This is a genomic window from Arthrobacter sp. TS-15, from assembly GCF_006964045.1.
Lineage (GTDB): Bacteria > Actinomycetota > Actinomycetes > Actinomycetales > Micrococcaceae > Arthrobacter.
This window is the reverse complement of the sequence record NZ_SDXQ01000029.1, coordinates 362,622-386,207: the sequence shown is the minus strand read 5'-3', so window position 1 is coordinate 386,207 and position 23,586 is coordinate 362,622. Positions and strand designations below refer to the sequence as shown.

The following is a 23,586-nucleotide window of genomic DNA, read 5'->3' as shown; positions in this document are numbered from 1 at the left end:
CTTAGTTTTCTTCCAGTCCCAGTTCTGCGGCAACGGTGACGACGTCGTTCGGCACCTTGACGGGCTGCACATCGCTGCCGTCTTCGGTGCGGAGGGCCCACTGCGGGTCCTTGAGTCCGTGTCCGGTAACCGTGATGACGATGGTTTTGCCCGACGGAACCTCGCCTGCGGCATGCTTCTTGATCAAGCCCGCGACACCGGCAGCGGAGCCGGGTTCAACGAAAACGCCTTCCTTTGCCGAAAGCCAGCGGTGAGCCGCAAGGATCTCGTCATCGGTGACGGCCTCGATCAGTCCACCGGATTCGTCACGGGCCGCAACGGCGGTTTCCCACGAGGCCGGGTTGCCGATGCGGATGGCGGTGGCGATCGTGTCGGGCTCGGTAATGGGGTGGCCTGCAACGAACGGCGCGGCACCTGCGGCTTGGAAGCCCCACATGACTGGCGTCTTGGAGGAAACAGCCGGAAGTGTTCCATTGGCGGTCTCGAAGGGCGCGGAGTATTCCTTATAGCCCTTCCAGTAGGCCGTGATGTTGCCGGCGTTGCCCACGGGCAGCACGTGGATGTCAGGGGCGTCGCCCAAGCTGTCCACTACCTCGAAGGCGCCGGTCTTCTGGCCCTGAATACGCGCAGGGTTGACGGAGTTCACCAGGAACACAGGGTAGGACTCGCCGAGTTTTCGAGCGATGTCCAGGCAGTTATCGAAGTTGCCGTCCACCTGGAGCAGCGTGGCACCGTGGGCGATGGCCTGGCTCAGCTTGCCCATGGAGATCTTGCCTTCGGGTACCAGCACAGCGCATTTGAGGCCTGCCGCGGTGGCATAGGCCGCAGCCGAGGCGGAAGTGTTGCCGGTGGAAGCGCAAACTACAGCCTTTGCACCGGCTTCGACGGCAGCGGTCATGGCCATGGTCATGCCGCGGTCCTTGAAGGAACCCGTGGGGTTCATGCCTTCGACCTTCAGGTACACCTCTGAGCCGGTCAGCTCGGAAAGCTTCTGCGCGTGGACAAGCGGCGTGCCGCCCTCGCCGAGGGTGATGACCTTGGTGGCTTCCGTTACAGGCAAACGATCAGCGTATTCGCGGATTACTCCGCGCCATTGGTGAGCCACTTAGACCCCTTCTACCCGAAGTACGGATGTTACAGAATTGATGACGTCCAAGCCTTTGACGGCCTCGACGGTTGCCGCTAGTGCAGCTTCGGACGCACGGTGCGTCACGATTTTCAGCTCGGCTGACTCAACGTTCGAGGCAGAGTCGCGGTGGATCGTTTGGCGCATGGTTTCGATGGAAACGCCGTTCTCGGCAAAGATGTGGGCAATCCGGGCCAGCACGCCGGCCTGGTCAGCGACATCCAGGCCGATGTAGTAACTCGTGGTGGAGGCATCGATGGCCAACGCCGGAACGTGGCCCGTGGTGGTCTCAGTGCGCCCTGGGCCGCCCAGGACCAGACGACGCGCAGCGGACACGAGGTCCCCCAGCACGGCAGATGCAGTGGGAGTCCCACCGGCGCCCTGGCCATAGAACATCAGTTCGCCTGCGTTCTCGGCCTCGATGAACACAGCGTTGAACGCACCACGGACAGCTGCCAGCGGGTGTTCACGCGGCAGGAGGGTGGGGTGAACCCGCACGGAAATTCCGCTGCCGTTATCCGATGAATCGATCTTCTCGGCAATGGCGAGCAGTTTGATCACAAAGCCGGCTTCCTTGGCCGATGCGATGTCGGCAGCGCTGACCTTGGTGATGCCTTCGCAATACACATCGTCCAGGGAGAAGCGGGTGTGGAACGACAACGACGCAAGAATCGCCGCCTTCGCTGCAGCGTCGTGGCCTTCGACGTCGGCAGTGGGGTCCGCTTCCGCATAGCCAAGACGCTGTGCTTCGGCGAGGGCATCGGCGAACTGCGCGCCGGTGCTGTCCATCTGGTCAAGGATGAAGTTGGTGGTGCCGTTGACGATTCCGAGGACGCGGGTAATGCGGTCTCCGGACAAGGAGTCACGGATAGGGCGCAGAATGGGAATCGCTCCCGCTACGGCGGCCTCGTAGGACAGCTGGACTCCGGCCTTATCAGCCTCTTCGTAAAGAGTGGGGCCATCCTGGGCGAGCAAGGCCTTGTTGCCGGTAACGACGCATGCGCCGTTCTGGATGGCCGTCAGGATCAGAGAGCGTGCAGGCTCTATGCCGCCCATGAGTTCGATGACCAGGTCAGCGTCCTTGACCAAGGTATCGGCGTCGGTGGTGAACAGTTCACGCGGCAGTTCGACCTCACGCGGCGCGTCGACATTGCGGACGGCGATGCCGGAGAGTTCCAGGCGGGCGCCGCTGCGTGCGGCGAGGGCCTCGGCGTCGTCAATCAGAATCCGCGCAACCTGGGCCCCAACGTTGCCACAGCCCAGCAGGGCCACCTTCAAGGTTCGCATTTCAGACATTCGCCACTCCCATGTCGCGGTTCAAGAGATCTTCTTCGGTTTCCCCGCGGACAATCAGCCGGGCGGCTCCGTCGCGTACAGCGACAACGCCAGGCCGGGCCAGGTAGTTGTAGTTGCTGGAGAGGGCCCAGCAGTAGGCGCCGGTACCCGGTACTGCGAGCAAATCACCGGCTGCCACATCCGCGGGCAGATATACATCTCTAACAACTATGTCGCCGCTCTCGCAATGTTTGCCCACTACGCGGGACAGTTGCGGAGCCGCCGAAGAGTTCCGGGAGGCCAGAATTGCCGAATAATCCGCGTCGTACAGCACCGGACGGGCGTTGTCGCTCATTCCGCCGTCCACCGACACATAGCGGCGCGGATACGTAACGTTCTCTTGCCCTTCTTCGCCCTCAGGGGCGTCAACCCGGACCGTTTTGAGCGTGCCGACCTCATAGAGCGTGAAGGTTGTGCTGCCCACAATGGCACGTCCGGGTTCTATGGAGATACGCGGTGGCGTGATGTCCAGCTCGGCGCACTTGGCGCGGACGACGTCGGCCATTGCCTGCGCGATTTCCGCTGCCGGGCGGGGCGTGTCCACGGGGGTGTAGGCGATTCCGTAGCCACCGCCGAGATCCAGTTCGGGCATGACGATGGAGTACTTGGCCTGCATCGCGGCAAGGAAGCCCAAGAGCTTCTCCGCGGCAACAGCAAAGCCATCGGGCTCGAAGATCTGCGAACCGATGTGGCAGTGCAGGCCAAGCAGCTCGATGCTGGCGTAAGAGGTTGCTGCGGCTACTGCCTCTTCGGCTGCGGACAGGCCGGCTTCCTCGGTGGAATCCTCGGCCATGGAAAGGCCGAACTTCTGGTCTTCGTGGGCCGTGGCAATGAACTCGTGGGTATGGGCGTGCACGCCGGGGGTAAGCCGCAGCATGACCTTGGCAGTCTCGCCGCGGCTGGAAGCGATCTTGGCAACGCGCTCAAGTTCATCGAGGCTGTCCACCACGATCCTGCCAAGCCTCATATCCAGGGCACGGTTGATCTCGGCGTCGGACTTGTTGTTGCCGTGCAGGCCAAGGTTGGGACCTTCAATACCAGCACGTGCCGCCACAGCCAACTCGCCGCCCGAACAAGTGTCCAGGCGAAGGCCTTCTTCAGCCACCCAGTGGGCCACTGCAGTGCACAGGAACGACTTCCCCGCGTAGTAGACGTCCACTCCCCCGCAAATGTCCGCGAAGGCGGCATCAAAGGCGTCCTTGAACGCACGTGCACGGGAGCGGAAGTCCGATTCACTCATGACGAACAGCGGGGTTCCGTACTGTTCCTTGAGTTCGCTAACGGACACGCCATCAATGGTGACCTCGCCGGCGTCGTTCTTCCCAACCCCAGCCGCCCACATAGGTGCTTGCAAGGCGTTGAGGTCTTCGGGAACAGCCAACCACCCGGGCGCGAGCGGAGAAGCATGTGCAGTGTCTGTGTTCATTTCCCTACATCCGTTCCGGCGCAGAAACGCCCAGCAGTTCGAGTCCGTTGGCGAGGACCTGGCTGGTGGCGTCGTTCAACCACAGACGTGTGCGGTTGACGTCGAGCACGGGTTCCTCACCCTGCGGCGAGACGCGGCAAGCGTCGTACCAGCGGTGATAAGCGCCGGCAATGACCTCAAGGTGGCGCGCCACACGGTGCGGTTCACGCAGTTCGGCGGCCTTCGCCACGATGGACGGGTAGCTGCCCAGATAGGAGAGCAACTCGTTTTCGGTGGCGTGGTCCAGAAGTGAAGCGTCAAAGGCGTCCACTCCGTCAACCTGGCGTTCCACCCCGGCCTCGGCAGCATTGCGGGCCGTACCACGCGACCGGGCGTGGGCGTACTGCACGTAGAACACGGGGTTCTCGTTGCTGTGCTTCTTCAACAGTTCGGGATCCAACGTCAGGGGCGAGTCAGCCGGGAAACGAGCGAGCGAGTAGCGGACAGCGTCCTTCCCGAGCCATGAGATGAGGTCCTTGAGCTCGATGATGTTACCGGCGCGCTTGGACAGTTTGGCACCATTCACGGACACAAGCTGGCCGATGAGGACCTCGATGTTCACCTCGGGATCATCGCCCGCGCAGGCTGCAATCGCCTTCAGACGGTTGATGTAACCGTGGTGGTCCGCGCCGAGAAGGTAAATCTTCTCCGTAAACCCGCGGTCCTTCTTGGAAAGGTAGTACGCGGCGTCCGCTGCAAAGTAGGTGGGTTCGCCGTTGGCACGGATCATCACGCGGTCTTTGTCGTCGCCGAAATCGGTGGTGCGCAACCATACGGCCCCGCCGTCGTCGAATACGTGGCCCTGATCGCGAAGCCGGGCGACGGCAGATTCGATCGCACCGGCGTCGTGCAGTTCCTTCTCCGAGAAGAAGACGTCGAACGCAACACCGAATTCAGCCAGCGTGGCCTTAATGTCAGCCATCTGGGCCTCGTAGGCTGCGGCGCGGATGACGGGCAGTGCCGCCTCGTCCGTCAGTTCGCGGATGCCTGGGTGGGCTTTCAGTACTTCGTCGCCCAGTTCGCGGATGTACTCGCCGGGGTAGCCACCCTCCGGTACGCCACGGCCATGAAGGCGGGAAAGGACCGAGTTCGCGAACACGTTCATCTGCGAACCGGCGTCGTTGATGTAGTACTCGGCGGTGACGTCGGCACCGGAGGCGCGCAGGACGCGGGCAATGGCGTCGCCAAGAGCCGCCCAGCGCGTGTGTCCGATGTGGAGCGGGCCGGTGGGATTCGCAGAAACGAACTCCATATTGACCACCCTGCCGGCGAGCGCCTTGTTGGTGCCGTAGCTGGCCCCGGCTTCAACAATGGCCTTGGCGAGTGCACCGGCTGTGGCCGCGTCTACGGTGATGTTCAGGAAGCCCGGACCGGCAATCTCCACTCCCGTAACACCGGGAATGCCCTGCAAATGGTTGCTGAGGACTGCTGCGAATTCACGGGGGTTCATACCGGCCTGCTTGGAGAGTTGCAGGGCGATGTTGGTGGCCCAGTCTCCGTGCTCCCGGTTCTTGGGTCGCTCCACTCGCACGGCGTCGGGCACGGCAGATTCCGTCAAGGCGATTTCGCCGGTAGCGACGGCGTCCTTAAGGCAGGCGGATATGGCAGCAGAGAGTTCTTCGGGAGTCACGCTTCTAGCCTACCGGGGGCCCGCAGAGTCACGGAATTGAGGCTGCCGTATGTGGATAGTGGGACAAAGCCCGTTCACAGGAATGGCTATCTGGCAGCACAGGGTGAACCATTACGCTGAATCCGACGTTGTGAACACGTAGGAGGTGGCCTTGTTGGCCATCACCGTAGTAGAAGCACCTCTGACGAAAATGACCATTGACGAAATCTTGTCCAGTTGAAACGAGCAGACCCATGACTACGCCACTCCGCAAGAGCCTCTACGTTGGTTTCGCCGGCCTCTCCATCATCGGAACGGCCGCGGCATGCGCCCCCACAACCGAAGCCCCCACCAGCAGTACACCGGCCACACAGGATGGCGGTCAGGCCGCCACAGGCAGCCCAACACCTGCAGGTACGTCGTCATCAACGGCTGTAGCCTCCACCGGGGGATCCACCTATAAGGACGGAACCTACAGCTCCGACGGCACGTACACCTCGCCCAATGGTCAGGAGAAGGTGGGTGTTGAACTGACGCTTGCCTCGGATAAGGTTTCTGCGGTCAACATCACGGTCCACCCTTCCAACCCGAATACCAAGAAGTTCCAAGGTGAATTTGCCAGCGGAATCGCCGCGCAGATCGTGGGCAAAGACATCGACGACCTCAATGTCTCCAAGGTCGCTGGCTCTTCTCTGACGTCCGGCGGCTTCAACGAGGCCGTGGAACAGATCAAGTCCCAGGCCAAGTAGGGGCCATGCCGCACCCTGGCTGGAGCACTTTCCGCTTCGAAGGGATCGGTACGCAGTGGGAAATCTCGACGCCGGACCGTTTGGCACCCGCGATCCGCAGCGAACTGCTGGAGATTGTTGCGGAGTACGACAAGACGTGGTCCCGGTTCAGGCCGGATTCATTGGTGTCCATCCTGTCCCATGGCCCGGGCATCATCACGCTGCCGGATCATGCAGTAGCCCTCCAGAAGCTCTATTCCGTGCTGTACCGCCTCAGCGATGGTGCCATGACGCCACTTATCGGGAGCAGCTTGGAGCGACTGGGTTACGACGCCGGTTATGCGCTTGTTCCGTCAGGACTCCCCCTCGCTCCGCCGCGGTGGGAAGACGTCCTCGATTGGACAGGCACGGACCTGGCCGCGAAAGAACCGGTGGTTTTGGACGTCGGAGCAGCCGGGAAGGGCCAGCTCGTTGACCTGCTGGGCGCAGCCCTGCGAGCACAGGGACAGAGCGATTTCCTGGTGGATGGAAGCGGCGACATGCTGCACTCCGGTGACCATCCGGTCACCGTTGCTTTGGAACATCCCTATAACCCCCGGCAGGCCATAGGAACGGTGGAGCTGCACAATTCCGCGCTGTGCGCCTCCGCCTCCAACCGGCGCACGTGGGGTGACGGTCTCCACCATGTCCTGGATGGAAGTACGGGCGAGCCCATACACACCACTGTGGCTACATGGACCATGGCTGAAAGCGCCCTGGTTGCGGACGGACTTGCTACGGCATTGTTCATGCTTGAACCGCCTCGGCTGGAGGTCGAATTTGATTTCTCATGGCTTTCGGTGTCATCGAATGGTGCTGCCGCGTTTTCGCACGGTTTTGAGGGGAGACTGTTCACATGATTGCCGCTAAGTCGCGCCTGGACACCTGGTTGGGCCACTTCACCATGTACCGCCTGATTCTCTGGGTGCTGGGCGTACTGGTTGTTTACAGCATGGTCCTGAACATCCTGGGATGGTTGACCTTCGGGCTTCCGGAGATGGCGGTACACCTGGTGCTTTGCCTGGGTGTGACCTACGCGTCCAGCCGGCTGCTTGCCTTGCTCTTCGGGGTCAAACCGCACACGGAGTCCTCGCTGATCACCGGGCTGCTGCTGTACTTCCTGTTTTGGCCCGCTTTTGGGGTGATGGACATGGCGGGGGTTGCTTTGGCTTGCGTGCTGGCCAGCGTCTCCAAGTATGCCCTGGCGTTCCGTGGCCGGCACATCTTCAACCCGGCCGCGGTGGGCGCGTTCATCACGGGTCTGACCGGGCTGAACATCGCCACATGGTGGGCCGCGACGCCGGCCATGCTCTGGCTCCTGGTTCCCGGGGTCCTGCTTGTCCTGTACCGCACACGAAAATTGCTGATGGCCACCGTTTTCCTGGTGGCTGCCACAAGCATCATCACGGTGGAGCTGCTCAGCCGCAATATGACGTTGGGCCAGGCCCTGTGGCAGTCCCTGGCGCAACGGCCCTTGCTGTTTTTTGTGGGCTTCATGCTCTCGGAGCCCCTCACCCTGCCTCCCCGTCGTTGGCAGCAGCTGGCGTTGGCCGCCGTCGTGGGTGTTGTTTTTGCGGTGCCTTATAACTTTGGTTTCATTGCCAACTCCCCGGAACTGGCACTGTTGGTGGGCAACCTCATGGCGTTCTTCCTGGGACAACGAGGTGGCATCCAACTGACGTTCAAAGGTTCGCGCCCCCTCACCCCGGCAAGTACTGAATTCAGGTTCGAGGCGCACAGGCCGGTGCGCTTTGCCGCAGGGCAGTTCATGGAGCTCAACCTCCCGCATGCAGGCTCTGATGGTAAGGGGCGTCGTCGCGTCTTCAGCATCACCAGCCCGCCCGGCGCCACCGAAATAACGTTTGGCGTGGGCACGGCGGAGCCCCTTTCTACGGCGAAGAAGGCACTGTTTGCGCTTCGGCCCGGGGACCGTATCTCCGCAACGGCCGTGGGTGGGGACTTTGTTCTGCCGAACGACGCCGGGAAGCCGGTGTTGCTCATCGCTGCGGGAATCGGCATTACCCCTTTCCTGTCGCAGCTGGCGGCCAAGGACGCCGCGCGCGACACCGTGGTGCTGTATCTCGCGAAGGGGCGCCATGAGCTGGCCAGCGTGGAACAACTGGAAGCATCGGGCGCCAAGGTAATAGCCCGGCTTGCGGACGGGTCCACTCCCCCGGAGTTCATGGTCGACGCCGGCGCCTCCAGGATCGACGCCCCGCGCCTTAAGGAGCTGGTTCCGGACATTGGGGAACGGGAAGTGTTTGTATCCGGGTCTCCGGCGAGCGTGGATTCCCTGCGCGCTGCGGCACGTGGTGCAGGAGCCCGGCGGGTCCACGTGGACTCGTTCGCAGGCTACTGATGGGCAAGGTTCCGGCCGGGCTCGCCGGCTTGGCGCCGGGTTTTCATTTGCGGCTCAGTGGCTGCTAAGCTCTAGGACGTCCCACCGGCAACGGAGGGAACCCTGGATGCCCTCGTAGCTCAGGGGATAGAGCGTCTGCCTCCGGAGCAGAAGGCCGTAGGTTCGAATCCTATCGAGGGCACAACGAATACCCCGCCAGCAAAGCTGGCGGGGTATTTTTGCGTGCCGGATACTCACTATCAGTTCGGGGCTTGCCGGTCCTGTGCCGCAATAATGTCTGCCCCTACTCCTAGGCTGAATTCAGTTGGTCATACCGATAGCCAAAGGGGTTAGCCATGATGTGCTCCATCGTCCCTCCGTACATGCTTCGCAAGTTAGCCGCCCAGAACGAGCCACGGCTGCGCGCCGTGGCCAGGGCAGCAAAAGAGTCCCTGCTTCACATCAAAGACTTGCAGGCCATCCGCACAGCCCCCATCCCCGCCGCTCCCCCCAGCGCACGCCAAGCCAAGCCCGGCCCTGCCAAACGGACCATTTACGATGCTGAGTCTTTGGAAACTTTGCCCGGACGCGTAGTCCGGAAGGAAGGTGCGGCACCTGTCGGGGACGTGGCAGCCGACGAGGCCTACGACGGCCTGGGGAGCACGCATCGCTTGTATGGCGAGATTTTCGGCAGGGACTCCATTGATGATGCCGGGCTGGCCCTGGACGCCACCGTCCATTACGGGAAGCTCTATGACAACGCCTTCTGGGATGGCTCCCAAATGGTGTTTGGCGACGGCGATGGGCAGATCTTTCAGCGCTTCACCAAGTCCCTTAGCGTCATCGGCCACGAACTCGCGCACGGAGTTACCCAATACACGGCCAATCTGGCCTACCGGAATCAGGCTGGCGCACTCAACGAGTCCATGTCTGATGTCTTCGGCGTCCTCGTGGAGCAATACCTGAAGAAGGAGTCGGTAGAGCAGGCTAGTTGGCTCATCGGGGAGGGCCTCTTCACGGACCAGGTTCAAGGCGATGCCCTGCGTTCCCTGAAAGCACCGGGCACCGCTTACAACGACGACGTTCTCGGCAAGGATCCCCAGCCGGACTCCATGGATACATACGTACGGACCAGTGCTGACAATGGCGGAGTCCATATCAACTCCGGCATCCCCAACAAGGCTTTCTATGTGGTGGCCTCTGAAATTGGTGGCAATGCGTGGGAAGCGCCGGGCCAGATCTGGTACGGCACGCTGACCAGCGGAAGCCTTCCAGCGACGTGCACGTTCGGAAAGTTTGCCAAGACCACTGTGGCCACGGCAGAGGAACTCTTCGGCTCCGGTTCAGCGGAGCATGACGCCGTCCTGAAGGCGTGGGAGACTGTGAAGGTCAAGGTTTAGTCAGGTGGCGGGACCGGATGTCTTTCCTTCGGTCCCTGCCGGTCGGCTAACTAAGGATCAACCGAACGAGAAGCAGCCGGTCATGAAGATCACCGTCCAACGCAGTGGGGGAATCGCAGCGCTGACCCGCATCTGGAGCGTGGACGCAGTCTCCCCTGATGACAAGAATCGATGGGTCCCGATCGTGGAGGCTTGCCCATGGGATGAGGCCAAAAGCCAGGCGCAAGCGGCCAACGAGCCGGACCGCTTCATGTACTCCATCAGGGCAGGCCAACGCCGTGCCACCCTCCCGGAACGTGCTGTTACCGGCCCTTGGCAGGAATTGGTCGAATGCGCCAAGGCTGAAGGATCAGAGTCACGGGGTCGTTTAGGTAGCCGTCGTTAAAGCCGCTGCCCCCGCGGAGCCGGCGTCCGCCCGTCAAAGCTGCGAACATCTGCCCAGCTGACTCAGATGGCTTCCTCCAACTGCCCACGGAATGCACGACGATAACTTTGCGGACTTGTGTCCAGCACCTTTGTGAAGTGGTGGCGGAGCAGCACTGAATGTCCGAACCCGGCTTCCCTGGCAATTTCGTCGATGTTCAATTCAGTGGTCTCCAACAGTTCCTGCGCACGCAGCACGCGTTGCGAATTCAGCCACGCTGCAGGGGTCGCTCCGGTTTCCGCCCGGAAACGGCGGGCGAACGTCCTGGGAGACATGTGGAGTCGGGCCGCCAGTTCGTTCACACTGTGCTCTTGGTCGAGGTGTTCAACCATCCAGCGAAGCAGCTCCTCCATGGGCGCGGAACCGCAACGGGGCATGGGCCTGTCGATGAACTGGGCCTGGCCGCCGTCGCGGTGTGGCGGTACCACCATGTCGCGTGCAATTGCGGCGGCCACATTGGCTCCCAGCTCCTCGCGGACAAGATGGAGGCAGGCGTCGATTCCGGCGGCCGTCCCGGCGCTGGTGATGATGGTCCCGTCCTGCACATAGAGGACATTCTCATCCACGATCGCAGACGGGTACCGGCTGGCCAGATCCTGAGAATAATGCCAGTGAGTGGTGCACCGGCGCCCGTCCAACAAACCGGCACGGGCAAGCGCGTAGGCGCCCGAACAAATGGACATCACCCACGCGCCCCTGGCATGTGCTGCCCGCAACGCCTCCATGACGGACTCGGGGACGTCCTGGTCCCGGCCAAACGGCGCCATGATGACGAGGTCTGCATCGGCCGCTGCTTCGAGGCCGAGGTTCACATGAAGGGACAGGCCGGACTTCATACGGACGTCACCCGGTTCCGGTGTCACCACCCGGAAATCGAAGGCCGGCACCCCGGCCCCACGGTCAGATCGGTCGATGCCGAAGACCTCGAAGGCCGTACCGAATTCGAAGACCGAGAAGTTGGGTACCACCATCACAGCCACTGATTTCAACACATCTCCAGTGTGGCAGAAATTTATCTATTTGGGGCATTTCTGCCACTGTTTCTTGTCCGTCCTCAGGAGCAGGCTTGAGGCATGGAAATCTTCGGAATCATCCTCTTCATCGTCCTCATCACCGCCGTAGCAGCTACCGTTTCAGCCCTGCTAAAGGATGGACTCGGGCACAACCCGCCCATCAACTCAAAGGAACCCTGGAGCGCCTTCGACTCTCCGAGCAGCCCGTACTGGAACCCCCGCATCTACTAGGGGCATGCCAAGCGACTGCAAGGTCCACCAAAGCCACTCAAACCGACGCCCGTCCGTTCACGGAATTCTGCAGGATTCTTCGATCGACGGGCGTCCCTACGCGGTCCCAATCCCACCAAGGTTTTACGCGGACATGAGCTAGATTCACTTGCATGATCCAAACCTCTGCCCGGCTCCTCCAGCTGCTGTCACTGTTGCAGGTGCGTCGGGAATGGACGGGCCCGGCACTCGCTGATCGGATGGGCGTGACCGAACGGACCGTCCGCCGCGATATCGACAAACTGCGCAATCTCGGGTATCCCATTCACGCATCCCCGGGAATCGCGGGTGGCTATCAACTTGGTGCAGGTGCGCAGCTCCCGCCTCTGCTCCTGGATGACAATGAAGCCCTGGCGGTGGCCTTGGGATTGAACTCTGTGGCTGCTGGCCCCGTAGCCGGCATTGGTGAGGCCTCTGTGCGCGCGTTGGCGAAGCTGGAACAGGTCCTGCCGTCCAGGCTGCGTCCCAAGTTCGCCATGCTGAAGGCCGCCGTCACTACCCTTCCCAGCAATGCAGGAACTGTTGATCCTCAACAACTGACCGTCGTCTCCGCCGCAATATCGGACAGACGGCAAATCTCCTTTGAGTACGTCACGTCCGGCGGCGAATCCGCACGAAGGCTGGTGGAGCCCTACAGGTTGGTGGACACCGGCCGGCGATGGTATCTGGTGGCGTGGGACGTCGAACGGGAGGACTGGAGAACCTTCCGGGCGGACCGTCTTGCTTCGCTGCCATCGGAACGCAAGAAATACACTCCACGTCCGCTGCCCGCGGAAGACCTCGCCGCCTACGTGCAGCAGTCCATCACCCGTTCGCCGTACAGGTTCGACGTCGTGGTGCGGCTCCGCGCGCCCCTGGCCGAGATTGCCGCCGTCGTAAATTCCCAGTACGCAACACTGGCGTCCGACGGACCCAAAGCCACCATCCTGCGGTCCGGATGGGACAACCTCGCAGCCCCGGCGGCGTATCTTGCAGCACTCGATGTTGACTTCGAGATCCTCGAGCCTGCTGAATTCAAGTCCTACGCCATGGAACTTTCGCACCGTCTCAGTGCTGCAGCCGGGACTGTGACGGACACAGCGGACGCGGGAGCCCAGCCACAGTAGACTGGCAGCAGCCATGACACTTCATATTTCCTACCCCGCAGAGCTGCCCGTATCCGAGCGCCGCGAGGATCTGATGGCGGCCATCTCCGCAAACCAGGTGACCATCATTGCCGGTGAGACCGGTTCGGGCAAGACCACACAGATCCCCAAAATGTGCCTCGAACTGGGCCTTGGAGACAAAGGCCTGATCGGGCATACCCAGCCACGCCGACTCGCAGCCCGGACGGTGGCCGAGCGCATCGCCTCTGAACTGGACGTAGAGATTGGCCAGGAGGTGGGCTTCCAGGTCAGGTTCACCGGTGAGGTCAGCTCATCCACCAAGATCAAGCTGATGACTGATGGCATCCTCCTCGCCGAGATTCAGCGGGACAAACTGCTCCGGAAATACAGCACCATCATCATTGACGAAGCCCACGAGCGCAGCCTCAACATCGACTTCATCCTGGGCTACCTCAAGCGCATCCTCCCCCAGCGCCCGGACCTCAAGGTCATCATCACCTCGGCAACCATTGATCCCCTAAGGTTCGCCAGGCACTTCGGCAGTGAGGATGATCCAGCGCCGGTCATCGAAGTCTCCGGACGAACTTACCCGGTGGAGATCCGATACCGTCCTTTGTCCCAGCCGGCCGGCGGAGAAGAAGATACCTCGGACGACGAACTCGAAGAGGACCGCGATCCCTTGGACGCTGTGTGCGACGCTGTGGACGAGCTCGCTAAGGAAGCGCCCGGGGACATCCTCATCTTCTTCTCCGGCGAGCGCGAAATCCGGGACGCCGCTGAGGCGATCAACGGCCGTATCCAAACAAACAGGCGACTTGCCGGGACGGAAGTCCTGCCGCTCTTTGCCCGTTTGAGCCTGCAGGAGCAGCACCGGGTGTTCAATCCCGGCGGAAAACGTCGCATCATCCTGGCTACCAACGTGGCCGAGACGTCCCTGACCGTTCCCGGCATCAAGTACGTGATAGATACCGGAACCGCCCGCATCTCGCGCTATTCACACCGGACCAAAGTACAACGGCTCCCTATCGAGCGTGTTTCCCAGGCTTCTGCCAATCAGCGCTCGGGCCGCTGTGGCCGCGTCTCGGAGGGCATTGCCATCCGTTTGTACTCCGAAGAGGACTTCGAGTCGCGTCCTTTGTTTACGGACCCGGAGATCCTCCGGACCAACCTCGCGGCCGTCATCCTGCAGATGACCGCCATGGGAGTTGCCCGCGGTCCCAAGGACGTTGAAAACTTCCCGTTTGTGGAACCACCGGACTCGCGGGCCATCAACGACGGCGTCACTCTCCTGCGCGAACTCGGCGCCTTGACCTCGCCCAAGTCCGGTAACGCGGCCGGCAACGGTCGCAGCGGCAGTGGACTGACCGCCGTCGGGCAGAAATTGGCCCAACTGCCGGTGGATCCACGGCTGGGCCGGATGATCGTGGAGGCGGGCAAGCGGGGTTGTGTGCGCGAGGTGATGATCCTGGCGGCTGCCCTGACCATCCAGGACCCCCGGGAACGGCCGACGGACAAGCAACAGTTGGCTGCGGAGAAGCATGCTCGTTTCCGTGACGAGCTCTCGGACTTCACCGGCTTCCTCAATCTGTGGAACTACATCCAGGAAAAGCAGCGCGAGCTCTCCTCCACCCAGTTCCGCAAACTGTGCCGCAACGAGTTCATCAATTACCTGCGCGTCCGTGAGTGGCAGGACCTCTTTACCCAGCTCCGGCAAATGGCCAAACCCCTCGGCATCGCGCTGGACAATAAGCGCGAAGCAGATCCCGTGGGCAACTACGAGGGCATCCACATCAGCCTGCTCTCCGGGTTGCTGAGCCACATCGGCCTCCTTGATGAGCGCAAGCGTGAATACGCCGGTGCCCGCGGAAGCCGTTTTGCGATCTTCCCCGGCTCAGCGCTGTTCAAGAAATCACCCACCTTCGTGATGGCCGCTGAGCTGGTGGAGACAAGCCGCCTCTGGGCGCGCGTCGCCGCCAAGTTCGATCCCCTGTGGGCTGAACAGGTAGCCCCGGATCTGGTGAAGCGGTCCTACAGCGAACCGCATTGGTCATCACGGCAGGGCGCTGTCATGGCTCACGAGAAAGTGACGCTGTACGGCGTACCCATCATTCCCAACCGTCGCATCAACTACGGGCGCGTCGATCCCGAGTTGTCGCGCGAATTGTTCATCCGCCATGCCTTGGTGGAGGGCGAGTGGAAGACACACCATAAGTTCTTCCACCGGAACCGGGCCCTGCTCCAGGAGATCGAAGAACTCGAAACCCGCATGCGGCGCCGGGACATTCTGGTGGACGACCAGACACTCTTCGAGTTTTATGACGCCCGCGTCGGCAAGGACGTAGTTTCCGAGAGGCACTTTGATAAGTGGTGGAAGGATGCCCGGCAGTCAGATCCCGATCTCCTGGACTTCGACCAATCCTTACTCATGAGCGAAGACGCCGAAGCACTGGACGACTCCGCGTATCCGAAGAGCTGGCTGCACAAGGGCTTCGACCTGCCGTTGAGCTATGAGTTCCATCCCGTGGCGCCAGGCTCGGCCCCCAACCCATCTGACGGTGTCACGGCTGAAGTCCCGGTGCTGTTCCTGAACCAACTGGACGACGCCCCGTTCCGCTGGCAAATTCCCGGGCAACGGGTGGAACTGGTCACGGCGCTGATCAAGTCACTACCCAAACAGGTACGGAAGAACTTTGTGCCTGCCCCGGACGTTGCACGGCAGGCAACCGCAGCGCTGGAAGCCGACTTTGATCCCGCCACCGACGAACTTGAGCCATCCTTGGAACTTGTTCTTCGCCGGCTCCGCGGACACGTCATTCCTCCAGGTTCGTGGAACTGGGATGCCGTACCGCCGCACCTACGGGTTAGCTTCAAGGTGGTGGACAGCAAGGGCAAGGTGCTTGACGAAGGAAAGAACCTTGCTGAACTCCAGGAGAAGCTGGCGCCGGCAACGCGCCGCGCCATCGCCGAATCGCTCGGCGCCACACCCGCGACGACGTCACGCGCCAAGGGCGGCAAGGGAACCGGCACGTCGGGCGCACCCAACGGTCAAACGCCAGCCCCGGGCGCAACGCCGGCAGGCGATGGAATTATTGCCGAACGCGGCGGCATCACCATGTGGGAGTTCGGCACGGTGGAGCGCCAGGTTACCCGGACTGTCAAGGGCCATGCCGTCACCGGCTTCCCGGCGATAGTGGACGAAGGAAAATCCGTGGCACTGCGGGTATTTCAGACCCGGCCGGAGCAGGAAGCCGCCATGCGTGGCGGCGTCATCCGATTGCTTGCCTTGCGGATCCCGCCACCGGACCGTTACGTGCTGGAGCACCTCAGTAATACGGAGAAGCTGACGTTTAGCCAGAACCCGCATGGATCCGTGAGCGCACTCATCGCGGACTGCGCACTGGCAGCCATCGACAAACTGGTTCCGCAGGATCTGCCGTGGGACAAGAAATCGTTCGATGCGTTGTACGAGGTAGTCCGTGCAGAACTGATCGATACCGTGTTCACGGTGACGGCCGTCGTCGAACGTGTCCTGGCCAGTACCCGCCGCATCCAGAAGCAGCTGAAGTCCAACACCAGCCTGCATCTGATCAGCGCCCTCAATGACATGAAGAGCCAACTGGAGCAGCTGGTGTTCCCGGGCTTTGTGGCACAGACGGGCTATGCGCAGCTCAGCCAACTCCCGCGGTACCTTCAGGCAATCGAGAAGCGGCTGGAAAAGCTCCCGGGCAACGTCCAGCGTGACGGCCTGAACATGGCAGTGGTACAGGCGTTGGAGGATGACTACGACGACGCCGTATCGGCTCTGCTTCCAGGGCGCGGCGCCGGCCCGGAGTTAACACGTGTGCGCTGGATGATCGAAGAACTGCGGGTGAGCCTCTTCGCGGTTGAACTTGGCACGGCCTACTCCGTGTCGGAGAAGCGAATCCGCACGGCACTGAACCAAGCACTCGCGCCGGTATAGCCGGGCAGGCATGAGAAAACCCGGCGGCGCTTCACAAGCACCGCCGGGTTAAATCATGCAGGAATCAGCCACAGGCAGAGACCGCCACCACTGGCAAAGTCACCCCTCGGGGACAGCGTCGCTGTGGCCCGCGTCGCGTAAAGCCGCGCGCAGCTTCACGGCAGTGGCATCCATGATGGCGGGGTCCGGGTTGTGGTCCACGTTGTGAAGTTCAAAATCCGCCGTGGAATACGCCGGCCACACGTGGACGTGCAGATGATCCACCTCGAAACCCTCCATCAACACGCCAACACGCTTGGCGTCGAACAGGGACTCCTGCACCTTGCCGATGCGCTGGGCCACGTCCATGACCTTGGCCAGCAATTCCGGGCTGGCTTGCGTCCACGAATCCACCTCTTCACGCGGCACCACCAAGGTGTGTCCTTGGGTGATGGGCGAGATGGTCAGGAACGCCACCACGTCCTGGTCCTTCCAGACAAAGCGGCCCGGGATCTCACCGTTGATGATCTTGGTAAACAGCGTGCTCATGCGTCTGCCCTTTCCGATGGTTCCTGAAGTGTTGCTGTGTCCAGAACGAAACGGTACTTCACGTCTCCGGCCACCATGCGGTCATAAGCTTCGTTGAGTTGCCCGGCCGCCACCACTTCGATGTCGCTCACTACGCCGTGTTCGGCACAGAAGTCCAGCATTTCCTGCGTCTCCTCAATGCCACCAATCAACGAACCTGCGTAGGCGAGCCTCCGGCGGATGAGCAACCCGGGGCTGACCGGTGGCATGTCATCGGCGGGAAGGCCCAGCTGGAAGAGGGCCCCGTCCAGGCGAAGGGTCCGGAAGTACGGGTTGAGATCGTGCGGGGCTGCAACGGTGTCGATGATCACGTCAATGCTCCGGTTGGCTGCCTCCATGGCATCGGCGTCCTTGGACAGGACCACATGGTCCGCGCCCAGCTCCCGTGCGGCCTCGAACTTGGATTCGGAGGTGGTGAATACCGTTACTTCAGCACCCATGGCCTTGGCGATCTTGACGGCCATGTGTCCCAGTCCGCCCAGGCCAACAACACCCACGGAGTCGCCTTCCTCTACCTCGAAATACCGCAGCGGCGAGTACGTGGTGATACCGGCACACAGCAGCGGAGCCGCCGCAGCCGGATCCAGCGCATCCGGGACCCGCAACACGAAACGCCTGTCCACCACCACCGAGGTTGAGTATCCACCTTGGGTGATCTCGTCACCGTGCCGCGGATCTGCAGCCCCGTAGGTGCCTACATTGCCCCGCTCGCAGTACTGTTCCAGTCCTTCGAGGCAGCTCTCGCATTCGCGGCAGGAATCCACCATGCAGCCAACGCCCACGCGGTCACCTGGGGCGAAGTCCTGAACGGCCGCCCCAACACGGGTTACGCGGCCCACGATTTCGTGACCCGGGATCAACGGGTAGGGCGGAACCCTCCACTCACCGCGCGTTGCGTGCACATCCGAGTGGCACAGCCCGCAGAACTCAATGGCAATCTCCACGTCATCCTCTGTAGGTACGCGGCGGGCCACCGTCAGGGGTACCAACCCACTATCCGGGGATGTGGCACCGTACGCTGCAGCCAGCGTTCCGGGGCGATCTTCACTGGTGTCCATGGTGATCGGCTTGGCAAGGGGCGGGGGCACAGGGCGTCCGGGAGTCATGCTTCGACGCTACTCCCGGCAGCCCTGCTTGTGCCACTTGGTCCGGCGGCGTGCTGTTCAAACGGCGCACTGCCCACGGCAACGTCATGGGCAGGATTGTTGGACCATTGCGAAAACGAGCCCGGATACAGCGCAGCCCGGTATCCAGCGATTTCCAAGGCAGCCACCTCGTGGGAGGCCGTGACCCCGGACCCGCAATAGACAGCCACCTTGGACGACGGCTCCAGACCCAGCTCCTCAAAGCGCCGGCGTAGCTCCTCTGCCGGAAGGAACGTGCCATCAGCGGCGACATTCCCCGTGGTGGGCGCGCTCACGGCGCCCGGAATGTGCCCGGCCTTGGGATCGATGGGTTCCACCTCACCGCGGTACCGCTCCCCTGACCGGGCGTCCAGCAAAACACCGTTGCGGTGCCACTGCCCCGCGTCATGCTCAGTGATCGCCGGCATGCGGCCCTCACCCAAAGTGACATTTCCGACGGCGGGTCGCACCTCACCGAATTCCACCGGGTGCCCTGCCGCGCGCCAGGCGGCCAGGCCGCCGTCGAGCAGGTACACAGAGTCAAAGCCCGCATTCCGCAACATCCACCAAACGCGTGCCGCGGCCATGCTGCCACTGTTGTCATACGCCACCACGGTGTCGCCGTCGCTGATGCCCCACGAGCGCGCGGATTCCTGAAAGCGCTCACGGGTTGGCAGAGGATGGCGGCCTTGCCGGGGCTGTGCGTGATCGGCCAGCTCTGTGGGGAGATCCACGAACACCGCGCCAGGAAGATGACCGGCCGTGTATTCGTCGTGTCCATCAGTACGGCCCAGGACCCAGCGGACGTCCAGAAGTGCAGTGCGTTTCCCGGACTCGAGGCGCGCGTGCAGTTCCGACGCGCTGATCAGCGTGGCCATAAGTTCTCCTTCGTTCCTGCGGCATGGACCCCTTTGCTTCCGGCGCCCGGATTCCAGCCTAGGCTTATCCGGTGAGCAATTCGTGTATTCAGGACAGGGCATGGGCCAACGAGGCCATCCGTAAAATCGAGGCTGAGAACAACCGCTCGGCCGACACCCACCTTTATGCCGTCCCACTCCCGGACCACTGGGGAGTCAACCTGTACCTTAAGGACGAGTCGACCCACAGATCGGGCAGCCTCAAGCACCGCTTGGCCAGGTCACTTTTCCTATACGGCCTGGTCAACGGCTGGATCACCGAAGGCACTACCATCGTCGAAGCCTCAAGCGGGAGCACCGCGGTGTCCGAGGCATACTTTGCCCGGCTCATCGGGCTACCGTTCATCGCGGTCATGACCAAGACCACCAGCCCGGAGAAGATCGCCCTGATCGAAGACTTCGGCGGCGCATGCCTGCTGGTTGACCATGCTTCGGAGGTCTACGCCGTTGCGGAAGAGACCGCAAAGACCTCGGGTGGTTACTACATGGATCAATTCACCTACGCCGAACGGGCAACGGATTGGCGCGGCAACAACAACATCGCGGAATCGATTTTTGAACAGCTCTCCTTGGAAGAACACCCGATTCCGGAATGGATTGTGGTGGGTGCAGGCACCGGCGGTACCAGCGCCACCATTGGCCGCTACCTCCGATACAACCGCTATGACACCCGGCTGGCCGTCGTGGACCCCGAAAACTCGGCTTTCTTCCCGGCCTGGCGCGACGGAAACGCGGCCGCGGCAACAGGCCTTCCGTCCAGGATCGAGGGCATCGGCCGGCCGCGGTCAGAGCCCAGCTTCGTCCCGGCAGTCATCGACCACATGATCCAAGTGCCGGATGCTGCCTCGGTAGCCGCCATGCGGCACTTACGGAAACTCACCGGCCTGCACGCAGGACCATCCACAGGGACAAATCTTTGGGGCGTCTGGCAGTTGGTGGCCGCGATGGTGGCCGAGGGCCGGCAAGGCAGCATCGTGTCTCTCATGTGCGACGCCGGCGACCGTTACGCGGGTAGTTACAACGACGCCGGGTGGCTGGCCGCGCACGGCCTGGACCCCGCACCGCATGAAGCAGTTCTGGAACGCTTTCACGACACCGGGGTGTGGCCCGCCTAGACCTCCACCGACTCCTTCGGGGCAAGACGCCTGTAGGTGGTTCCGTAGCGGGCGCCGATCCGGGTGACATGGCCCTCTACGATCCCCCGGCCCAGTTCGTTGAGCAGGGCGTCGTGGACCGGAAAAGCCTGGGGAGCACGGACGGAGATGACGAAGTCCACTACCTCGCCCACTTTGGACCACGGAGCATGGAGGGGAACCAAAAGGGTCTGGACATTGATTCCATCGGGGACTACGAACGAATCGCCGGGGTGAAAGACGTTGTCATCCACCAGATAGCCAATATTCGCCACCACCGGGATCTGAGCGTGGATGACAGCGTGCTGGCCACCAAAAGTCCGGATGCTGAACCCTGCCGCTTCGAAGCCAGAACCGGCCTCCACGGCATACACGCGATCGGCCACATCCCCGTTTTCCTTCAAAGCAGCAGCCACCCCGGCCGGCGCATGGACCTCCAGCGCAGTGTTGCTGCGCAGGGCTGCTGTCACTGCCGCTTGGTCGATGTGGTCATTGTGTTCGTGGGTGACAAGTACGGCGTGGGCTCCGCGCAGGGCTTCCTCAGACTCGGAGAAAGTCCCGGGATCAATCACCAGGACCTTTCCTTCCTTCTCCAACCGGACACAAGCGTGGGTGTACTTGGTGAGCTTCATGGAGACAGCCTATGGGCGCCCACTGACAGTTTCCAAGCCTCCCCTACTGGTAAAATTGGGCTTTGCCAACATCCCCAGGGAAGTGAGTCTTTCAATGCCACAGGGCACCAATTCGGCCACGACCGGCAACGCAGCGCCGGCCACCAGCGGTGTCAGGGAGCAGCGCGTCACCAAGCAGCGCTTGGCCGTCAGCGCCGCCCTGGACGAATTGGATGACTTCGTGAGCACTCAAGAGCTTTACCGGCTGCTGCAGAACAAAGGCATCTCCGTGTCGCTTGCCACGGCCTACCGGATTCTGCAGTCCCTGGCCGACGACGGCCTCATTGATGTCCTTCGAAACGGCGACGGTGAAGCCGTCTACCGGCGCTGCGCGGTCACCGGACACCACCACCACCTGCTCTGCCGCAACTGCGGTAAGGCAGAAGAAGTGGAGGCACCCGCCGTCGAGACCTGGGCTGCCCGGACGGCAACTGAACACGGCTTCACCGAGGTTGCCCACACAGTGGAAATCTTCGGGTTGTGCCCCGAATGCACAGCCAAAAAGGCAGCCGGCAAGCTTTAGAGCGCTCCCGCCGGCTGGTCCCGTGATACGCGGCCATTAAGGCCCCTGTTAGCGCGGACCCTGCCGATGATCCGGCACACCACGTAAATCAGGAAGGACAGCGTGGTGACATACGGGCTGATGGGGAGGCGGCTGCCCAAAGCCAAAAGAATTCCACCCACTGTGGCCGTCATCGCGAAAAGCACACTCAGCAGCACTACCAAACGGGGTGATGTAGTCACCCTCAGCGCGGCAGCTGCAGGGGTGATCAGCAAGGCGAGGACCAAGAGCGCGCCCACGATCTGGATGGACAACGCCACACTGACACCCAGCAGCACCATGAAAGCGATGGCAAGGCCACGAACCGGCACACCCCTCGCTTCTGCCATTTCAGGGTCCACGCTGGCGAAGCTCAGTGGACGCCAGATTGCCGCCAAAGCAATCATCACCACCACAGCCGTGCCGGCAAGCACCTGCAGTTGCACCGTATCAACGGACACGATCTGACCTGTCAGCAGACCGAACTTATTTGCCGCGCGACCCTCATAGAGCGCCAGGAACAAAATGCCCAGGCCCAGCCCGAACGGCATAATCACACCAATAATCGAGTTCTTGTCGCGTGCCCTTACTCCCATGAAGCCCAGGAGTACAGCCGCGGCCACAGAGCCAATCAGGGAGCCGAAAATGATGTCGGCTCCGATCAGCAGGGCGAAGGCAGCACCGGCGAAGGACAGTTCGGAGATGCCGTGGACCGCGAAAGCCAGGTCCCGTTTCATCACGAACGTACCCACCAACCCGCCCAGAAGCCCCAGTACGGCACCCGCCCAGATGGAATTCTGGACGAGAACCAGCAATTCACCATAATTCTCAAAATTGAAAATGGTCTGCAGGATGCTCTCGACGTCCATCTAGAACTCCTCCCCGGTGGTTGCGTGGGCTTCGTCATGGAAGTGGGTGGTTGCGTCGGGAAGACCCACCACCACGATCCTTCCATTGGCGTGAATGACTTCCACGTGGCTGTCGTACAGTTCGGAGAGTACTTCCGTGGTCATGACCTCCTGCGGAGTTCCGACACGGAACTTTCCACCGGCCAGGTAGAGCACACGATCCACGTAGTCGATCACAGGGTTGATTTCGTGGGTCACGAAGACCACGGCGCTGTTCCGCTCATGGCATTGCTTGTTGATGAGTGAACTGACGCCCTGTTGATGATGCAGGTCCAGGGAAAGCAGTGGCTCATCGCAGAGGAGAACCTGCGGCTCGGTCGCCAAGGCCTGCGCCACCCTGAGACGTTGCTGCTCGCCGCCGGATAACTGTCCAACCGGCACCCTGGCGTAGTCCGATGCGCCCACCTGCTCCAGCAGCTGGTCGATCCGCTCGTTGACTTTGCCGGATGCAAACCGCATTCCCCAGCGGTGCCCATCGATCCCCAGCCCCACCAGGTCACGGGCGCGAAGCGGGGTGTCCGGGGCAAACGATTTTTGCTGGGGTATATAGCCGATTTTTTTGCTTCCCCGCTCCACCGGGTGCCCACCCAGGGACACGGTTCCGGAATGCAGTTCCTGCAATCCGAGCAGAACTTTCAGGAAGCTGGTCTTGCCGCTGCCATTTGGACCAAGGACAGCGAAGAACTCACCCGGGTTGATGTCCAGGTCCAGGTCCCGCCAGAGTGTCCGCTTGCCGAACTGCAGGCTGGCTCCGCGGAGGCTCACTACCGGTGTCAAAAGTTATCCTCATATCCATGCATTCCGTGGAACGCAGTTGTTGTGCCGCTGGTATTGGCCACCAGGCTGGTGGCAAGCAAAAGGCCCCGCAGCCATCCTGAATATCTTAGGACGCCAGCGGGGCCCTTCACCCC

Annotated in this window: 21 protein-coding genes and 1 tRNA gene; 11 read left to right on the top strand and 11 right to left on the bottom strand. The window is 62.0% G+C overall.

All coding sequences use genetic code 11. The features are described from left to right. Window position 1: 1 nt before the first annotated feature. From thrC to argS, 4 genes are read right to left on the bottom strand one after another with little or no spacing between them, the layout of a single operon-like run. Entirely contained in the window at window positions 2-1,105 is a 1,104-nt protein-coding gene (gene thrC / locus EU811_RS11995; protein WP_142938621.1) for a threonine synthase, read from the bottom strand. Beyond that, window positions 1,106-2,422: a homoserine dehydrogenase gene (locus EU811_RS11990; protein WP_142938620.1), complete on the bottom strand. Its 1,317-nt coding sequence runs from the start codon at window positions 2,420-2,422 to the stop codon at window positions 1,106-1,108. Further along, window positions 2,415-3,887, bottom strand: coding sequence for a diaminopimelate decarboxylase (gene lysA / locus EU811_RS11985; RefSeq protein ID WP_142938619.1), 1,473 nt, complete (start codon window positions 3,885-3,887; stop codon window positions 2,415-2,417). Before lysA ends, EU811_RS11990 begins: the two co-directional genes overlap by 8 nt. A gap of 4 nt (window positions 3,888-3,891) precedes the next feature. Next, window positions 3,892-5,556, bottom strand: coding sequence for an arginine--tRNA ligase (argS, locus tag EU811_RS11980; RefSeq protein WP_142938618.1), 1,665 nt, complete (start codon window positions 5,554-5,556; stop codon window positions 3,892-3,894). 233 nt (window positions 5,557-5,789) lie between these two features. On the opposite strand from argS, the gene EU811_RS11975 reads away from it, so the two are divergent. From EU811_RS11975 to EU811_RS11950, 6 genes are all read left to right on the top strand, one after another. Further along, on the top strand, window positions 5,790-6,284 hold the full coding sequence (locus EU811_RS11975; RefSeq protein WP_142938617.1) for an FMN-binding protein: 495 nt from the start codon (window positions 5,790-5,792) through the stop codon (window positions 6,282-6,284). Between the two features lie 5 nt (window positions 6,285-6,289). After that, complete coding sequence (locus EU811_RS11970; protein WP_142938616.1) at window positions 6,290-7,162, top strand: FAD:protein FMN transferase; 873 nt, start codon at window positions 6,290-6,292, stop codon at window positions 7,160-7,162. Next, window positions 7,159-8,661, top strand: a complete 1,503-nt coding sequence (locus tag EU811_RS11965) for an FAD-dependent oxidoreductase (RefSeq protein ID WP_142938615.1) — start codon at window positions 7,159-7,161, stop codon at window positions 8,659-8,661. Before EU811_RS11970 ends, EU811_RS11965 begins: the two co-directional genes overlap by 4 nt. Before the next feature lie 108 nt (window positions 8,662-8,769). After that, a tRNA-Arg gene (locus EU811_RS11960) sits at window positions 8,770-8,842 on the top strand. 154 nt (window positions 8,843-8,996) lie between these two features. Then, window positions 8,997-10,040: a M4 family metallopeptidase gene (locus EU811_RS11955; RefSeq protein WP_223940520.1), complete on the top strand. Its 1,044-nt coding sequence runs from the start codon at window positions 8,997-8,999 to the stop codon at window positions 10,038-10,040. A gap of 82 nt (window positions 10,041-10,122) precedes the next feature. Further along, window positions 10,123-10,425 carry a protealysin inhibitor emfourin gene (locus EU811_RS11950; protein WP_142938614.1) on the top strand — a complete coding sequence of 101 codons (303 nt, stop codon included), beginning with the start codon at window positions 10,123-10,125 and terminating at the stop codon, window positions 10,423-10,425. Between the two features lie 62 nt (window positions 10,426-10,487). On the opposite strand, the gene EU811_RS11945 is transcribed toward EU811_RS11950, so the two are convergent. Beyond that, window positions 10,488-11,456: a GlxA family transcriptional regulator gene (locus EU811_RS11945; protein ID WP_142938613.1), complete on the bottom strand. Its 969-nt coding sequence runs from the start codon at window positions 11,454-11,456 to the stop codon at window positions 10,488-10,490. An 81-nt stretch (window positions 11,457-11,537) separates the two neighbouring features. On the opposite strand from EU811_RS11945, the gene EU811_RS23800 reads away from it, so the two are divergent. The 3 genes from EU811_RS23800 to hrpA all read left to right on the top strand — a co-directional run bounded on the left by EU811_RS23800 (window position 11,538) and on the right by hrpA (window position 16,814). Further along, window positions 11,538-11,708, top strand: a complete 171-nt coding sequence (locus tag EU811_RS23800) for a hypothetical protein (protein ID WP_165450181.1) — start codon at window positions 11,538-11,540, stop codon at window positions 11,706-11,708. Window positions 11,709-11,860: 152 nt separating this feature from the next. Continuing rightward, the gene (locus EU811_RS11940; protein WP_142938612.1) at window positions 11,861-12,853 is read left to right on the top strand and encodes a helix-turn-helix transcriptional regulator; all 993 of its coding nucleotides are present in this window, start codon (window positions 11,861-11,863) and stop codon (window positions 12,851-12,853) included. 13 nt (window positions 12,854-12,866) lie between these two features. Beyond that, window positions 12,867-16,814: an ATP-dependent RNA helicase HrpA gene (gene hrpA / locus EU811_RS11935; RefSeq protein ID WP_142938611.1), complete on the top strand. Its 3,948-nt coding sequence runs from the start codon at window positions 12,867-12,869 to the stop codon at window positions 16,812-16,814. Window positions 16,815-16,913: 99 nt separating this feature from the next. Here hrpA and EU811_RS11930 read toward each other — a convergent pair whose 3' ends face one another. From EU811_RS11930 to EU811_RS11920, 3 genes are read right to left on the bottom strand one after another with little or no spacing between them, the layout of a single operon-like run. Beyond that, complete coding sequence (locus tag EU811_RS11930; RefSeq protein ID WP_142938610.1) at window positions 16,914-17,342, bottom strand: HIT family protein; 429 nt, start codon at window positions 17,340-17,342, stop codon at window positions 16,914-16,916. Further along, on the bottom strand, window positions 17,339-18,487 hold the full coding sequence (locus tag EU811_RS11925; protein WP_142938609.1) for an NAD(P)-dependent alcohol dehydrogenase: 1,149 nt from the start codon (window positions 18,485-18,487) through the stop codon (window positions 17,339-17,341). Before EU811_RS11925 ends, EU811_RS11930 begins: the two co-directional genes overlap by 4 nt. Further along, window positions 18,484-19,383: a sulfurtransferase gene (locus EU811_RS11920; RefSeq protein WP_142938608.1), complete on the bottom strand. Its 900-nt coding sequence runs from the start codon at window positions 19,381-19,383 to the stop codon at window positions 18,484-18,486. The genes EU811_RS11925 and EU811_RS11920 overlap by 4 nt, the downstream gene beginning before the upstream one ends. A gap of 71 nt (window positions 19,384-19,454) precedes the next feature. Between EU811_RS11920 and EU811_RS11915 the strand changes: the two genes are divergently transcribed. Next, complete coding sequence (locus tag EU811_RS11915) at window positions 19,455-20,537, top strand: PLP-dependent cysteine synthase family protein (protein WP_142938607.1); 1,083 nt, start codon at window positions 19,455-19,457, stop codon at window positions 20,535-20,537. On the opposite strand, the gene EU811_RS11910 is transcribed toward EU811_RS11915, so the two are convergent. Next, entirely contained in the window at window positions 20,534-21,187 is a 654-nt protein-coding gene (locus EU811_RS11910; RefSeq protein ID WP_142938606.1) for an MBL fold metallo-hydrolase, read from the bottom strand. The two genes, EU811_RS11915 and EU811_RS11910, sit on opposite strands and share 4 nt — an antisense overlap. 94 nt (window positions 21,188-21,281) lie before the next feature. Here EU811_RS11910 and EU811_RS11905 point away from each other — a divergent pair, with 94 nt between their 5' ends. After that, window positions 21,282-21,749, top strand: a complete 468-nt coding sequence (locus EU811_RS11905) for a Fur family transcriptional regulator (protein ID WP_142938605.1) — start codon at window positions 21,282-21,284, stop codon at window positions 21,747-21,749. Here the strand turns inward: EU811_RS11905 and EU811_RS11900 are convergent. Together EU811_RS11900 and EU811_RS11895 are read right to left on the bottom strand one after the other, a co-directional pair. Beyond that, window positions 21,746-22,636, bottom strand: a complete 891-nt coding sequence (locus tag EU811_RS11900) for a metal ABC transporter permease (RefSeq protein ID WP_142938604.1) — start codon at window positions 22,634-22,636, stop codon at window positions 21,746-21,748. The two genes, EU811_RS11905 and EU811_RS11900, sit on opposite strands and share 4 nt — an antisense overlap. Continuing rightward, window positions 22,637-23,452: a metal ABC transporter ATP-binding protein gene (locus EU811_RS11895; RefSeq protein WP_187697145.1), complete on the bottom strand. Its 816-nt coding sequence runs from the start codon at window positions 23,450-23,452 to the stop codon at window positions 22,637-22,639. Between the last annotated feature and the right edge of the window lie 134 nt (window positions 23,453-23,586).

What these genes read in the sequence shown, in the direction of transcription:
- EU811_RS11990 (WP_142938620.1), bottom strand. Translation starts at nt 2,422, where the DNA reads ATGTCTGAAATGCGAACCTTGAAGGTGGCCCTGCTGGGCTGTGGCAAC.
- EU811_RS11925 (WP_142938609.1), bottom strand. Translation starts at nt 18,487, where the DNA reads ATGACTCCCGGACGCCCTGTGCCCCCGCCCCTTGCCAAGCCGATCACC.
- EU811_RS11905 (WP_142938605.1), top strand. Translation starts at nt 21,282, where the DNA reads ATGCCACAGGGCACCAATTCGGCCACGACCGGCAACGCAGCGCCGGCC.
- EU811_RS23800 (WP_165450181.1), top strand. Translation starts at nt 11,538, where the DNA reads ATGGAAATCTTCGGAATCATCCTCTTCATCGTCCTCATCACCGCCGTA.
- EU811_RS11920 (WP_142938608.1), bottom strand. Translation starts at nt 19,383, where the DNA reads ATGGCCACGCTGATCAGCGCGTCGGAACTGCACGCGCGCCTCGAGTCC.
- EU811_RS11955 (WP_223940520.1), top strand. Translation starts at nt 8,997, where the DNA reads ATGATGTGCTCCATCGTCCCTCCGTACATGCTTCGCAAGTTAGCCGCC.
- EU811_RS11950 (WP_142938614.1), top strand. Translation starts at nt 10,123, where the DNA reads ATGAAGATCACCGTCCAACGCAGTGGGGGAATCGCAGCGCTGACCCGC.
- hrpA (WP_142938611.1), top strand. Translation starts at nt 12,867, where the DNA reads ATGACACTTCATATTTCCTACCCCGCAGAGCTGCCCGTATCCGAGCGC.
- EU811_RS11930 (WP_142938610.1), bottom strand. Translation starts at nt 17,342, where the DNA reads ATGAGCACGCTGTTTACCAAGATCATCAACGGTGAGATCCCGGGCCGC.
- EU811_RS11965 (WP_142938615.1), top strand. Translation starts at nt 7,159, where the DNA reads ATGATTGCCGCTAAGTCGCGCCTGGACACCTGGTTGGGCCACTTCACC.
- EU811_RS11900 (WP_142938604.1), bottom strand. Translation starts at nt 22,636, where the DNA reads ATGGACGTCGAGAGCATCCTGCAGACCATTTTCAATTTTGAGAATTAT.
- EU811_RS11910 (WP_142938606.1), bottom strand. Translation starts at nt 21,187, where the DNA reads ATGAAGCTCACCAAGTACACCCACGCTTGTGTCCGGTTGGAGAAGGAA.
- EU811_RS11970 (WP_142938616.1), top strand. Translation starts at nt 6,290, where the DNA reads ATGCCGCACCCTGGCTGGAGCACTTTCCGCTTCGAAGGGATCGGTACG.
- EU811_RS11975 (WP_142938617.1), top strand. Translation starts at nt 5,790, where the DNA reads ATGACTACGCCACTCCGCAAGAGCCTCTACGTTGGTTTCGCCGGCCTC.
- EU811_RS11940 (WP_142938612.1), top strand. Translation starts at nt 11,861, where the DNA reads ATGATCCAAACCTCTGCCCGGCTCCTCCAGCTGCTGTCACTGTTGCAG.
- lysA (WP_142938619.1), bottom strand. Translation starts at nt 3,887, where the DNA reads ATGAACACAGACACTGCACATGCTTCTCCGCTCGCGCCCGGGTGGTTG.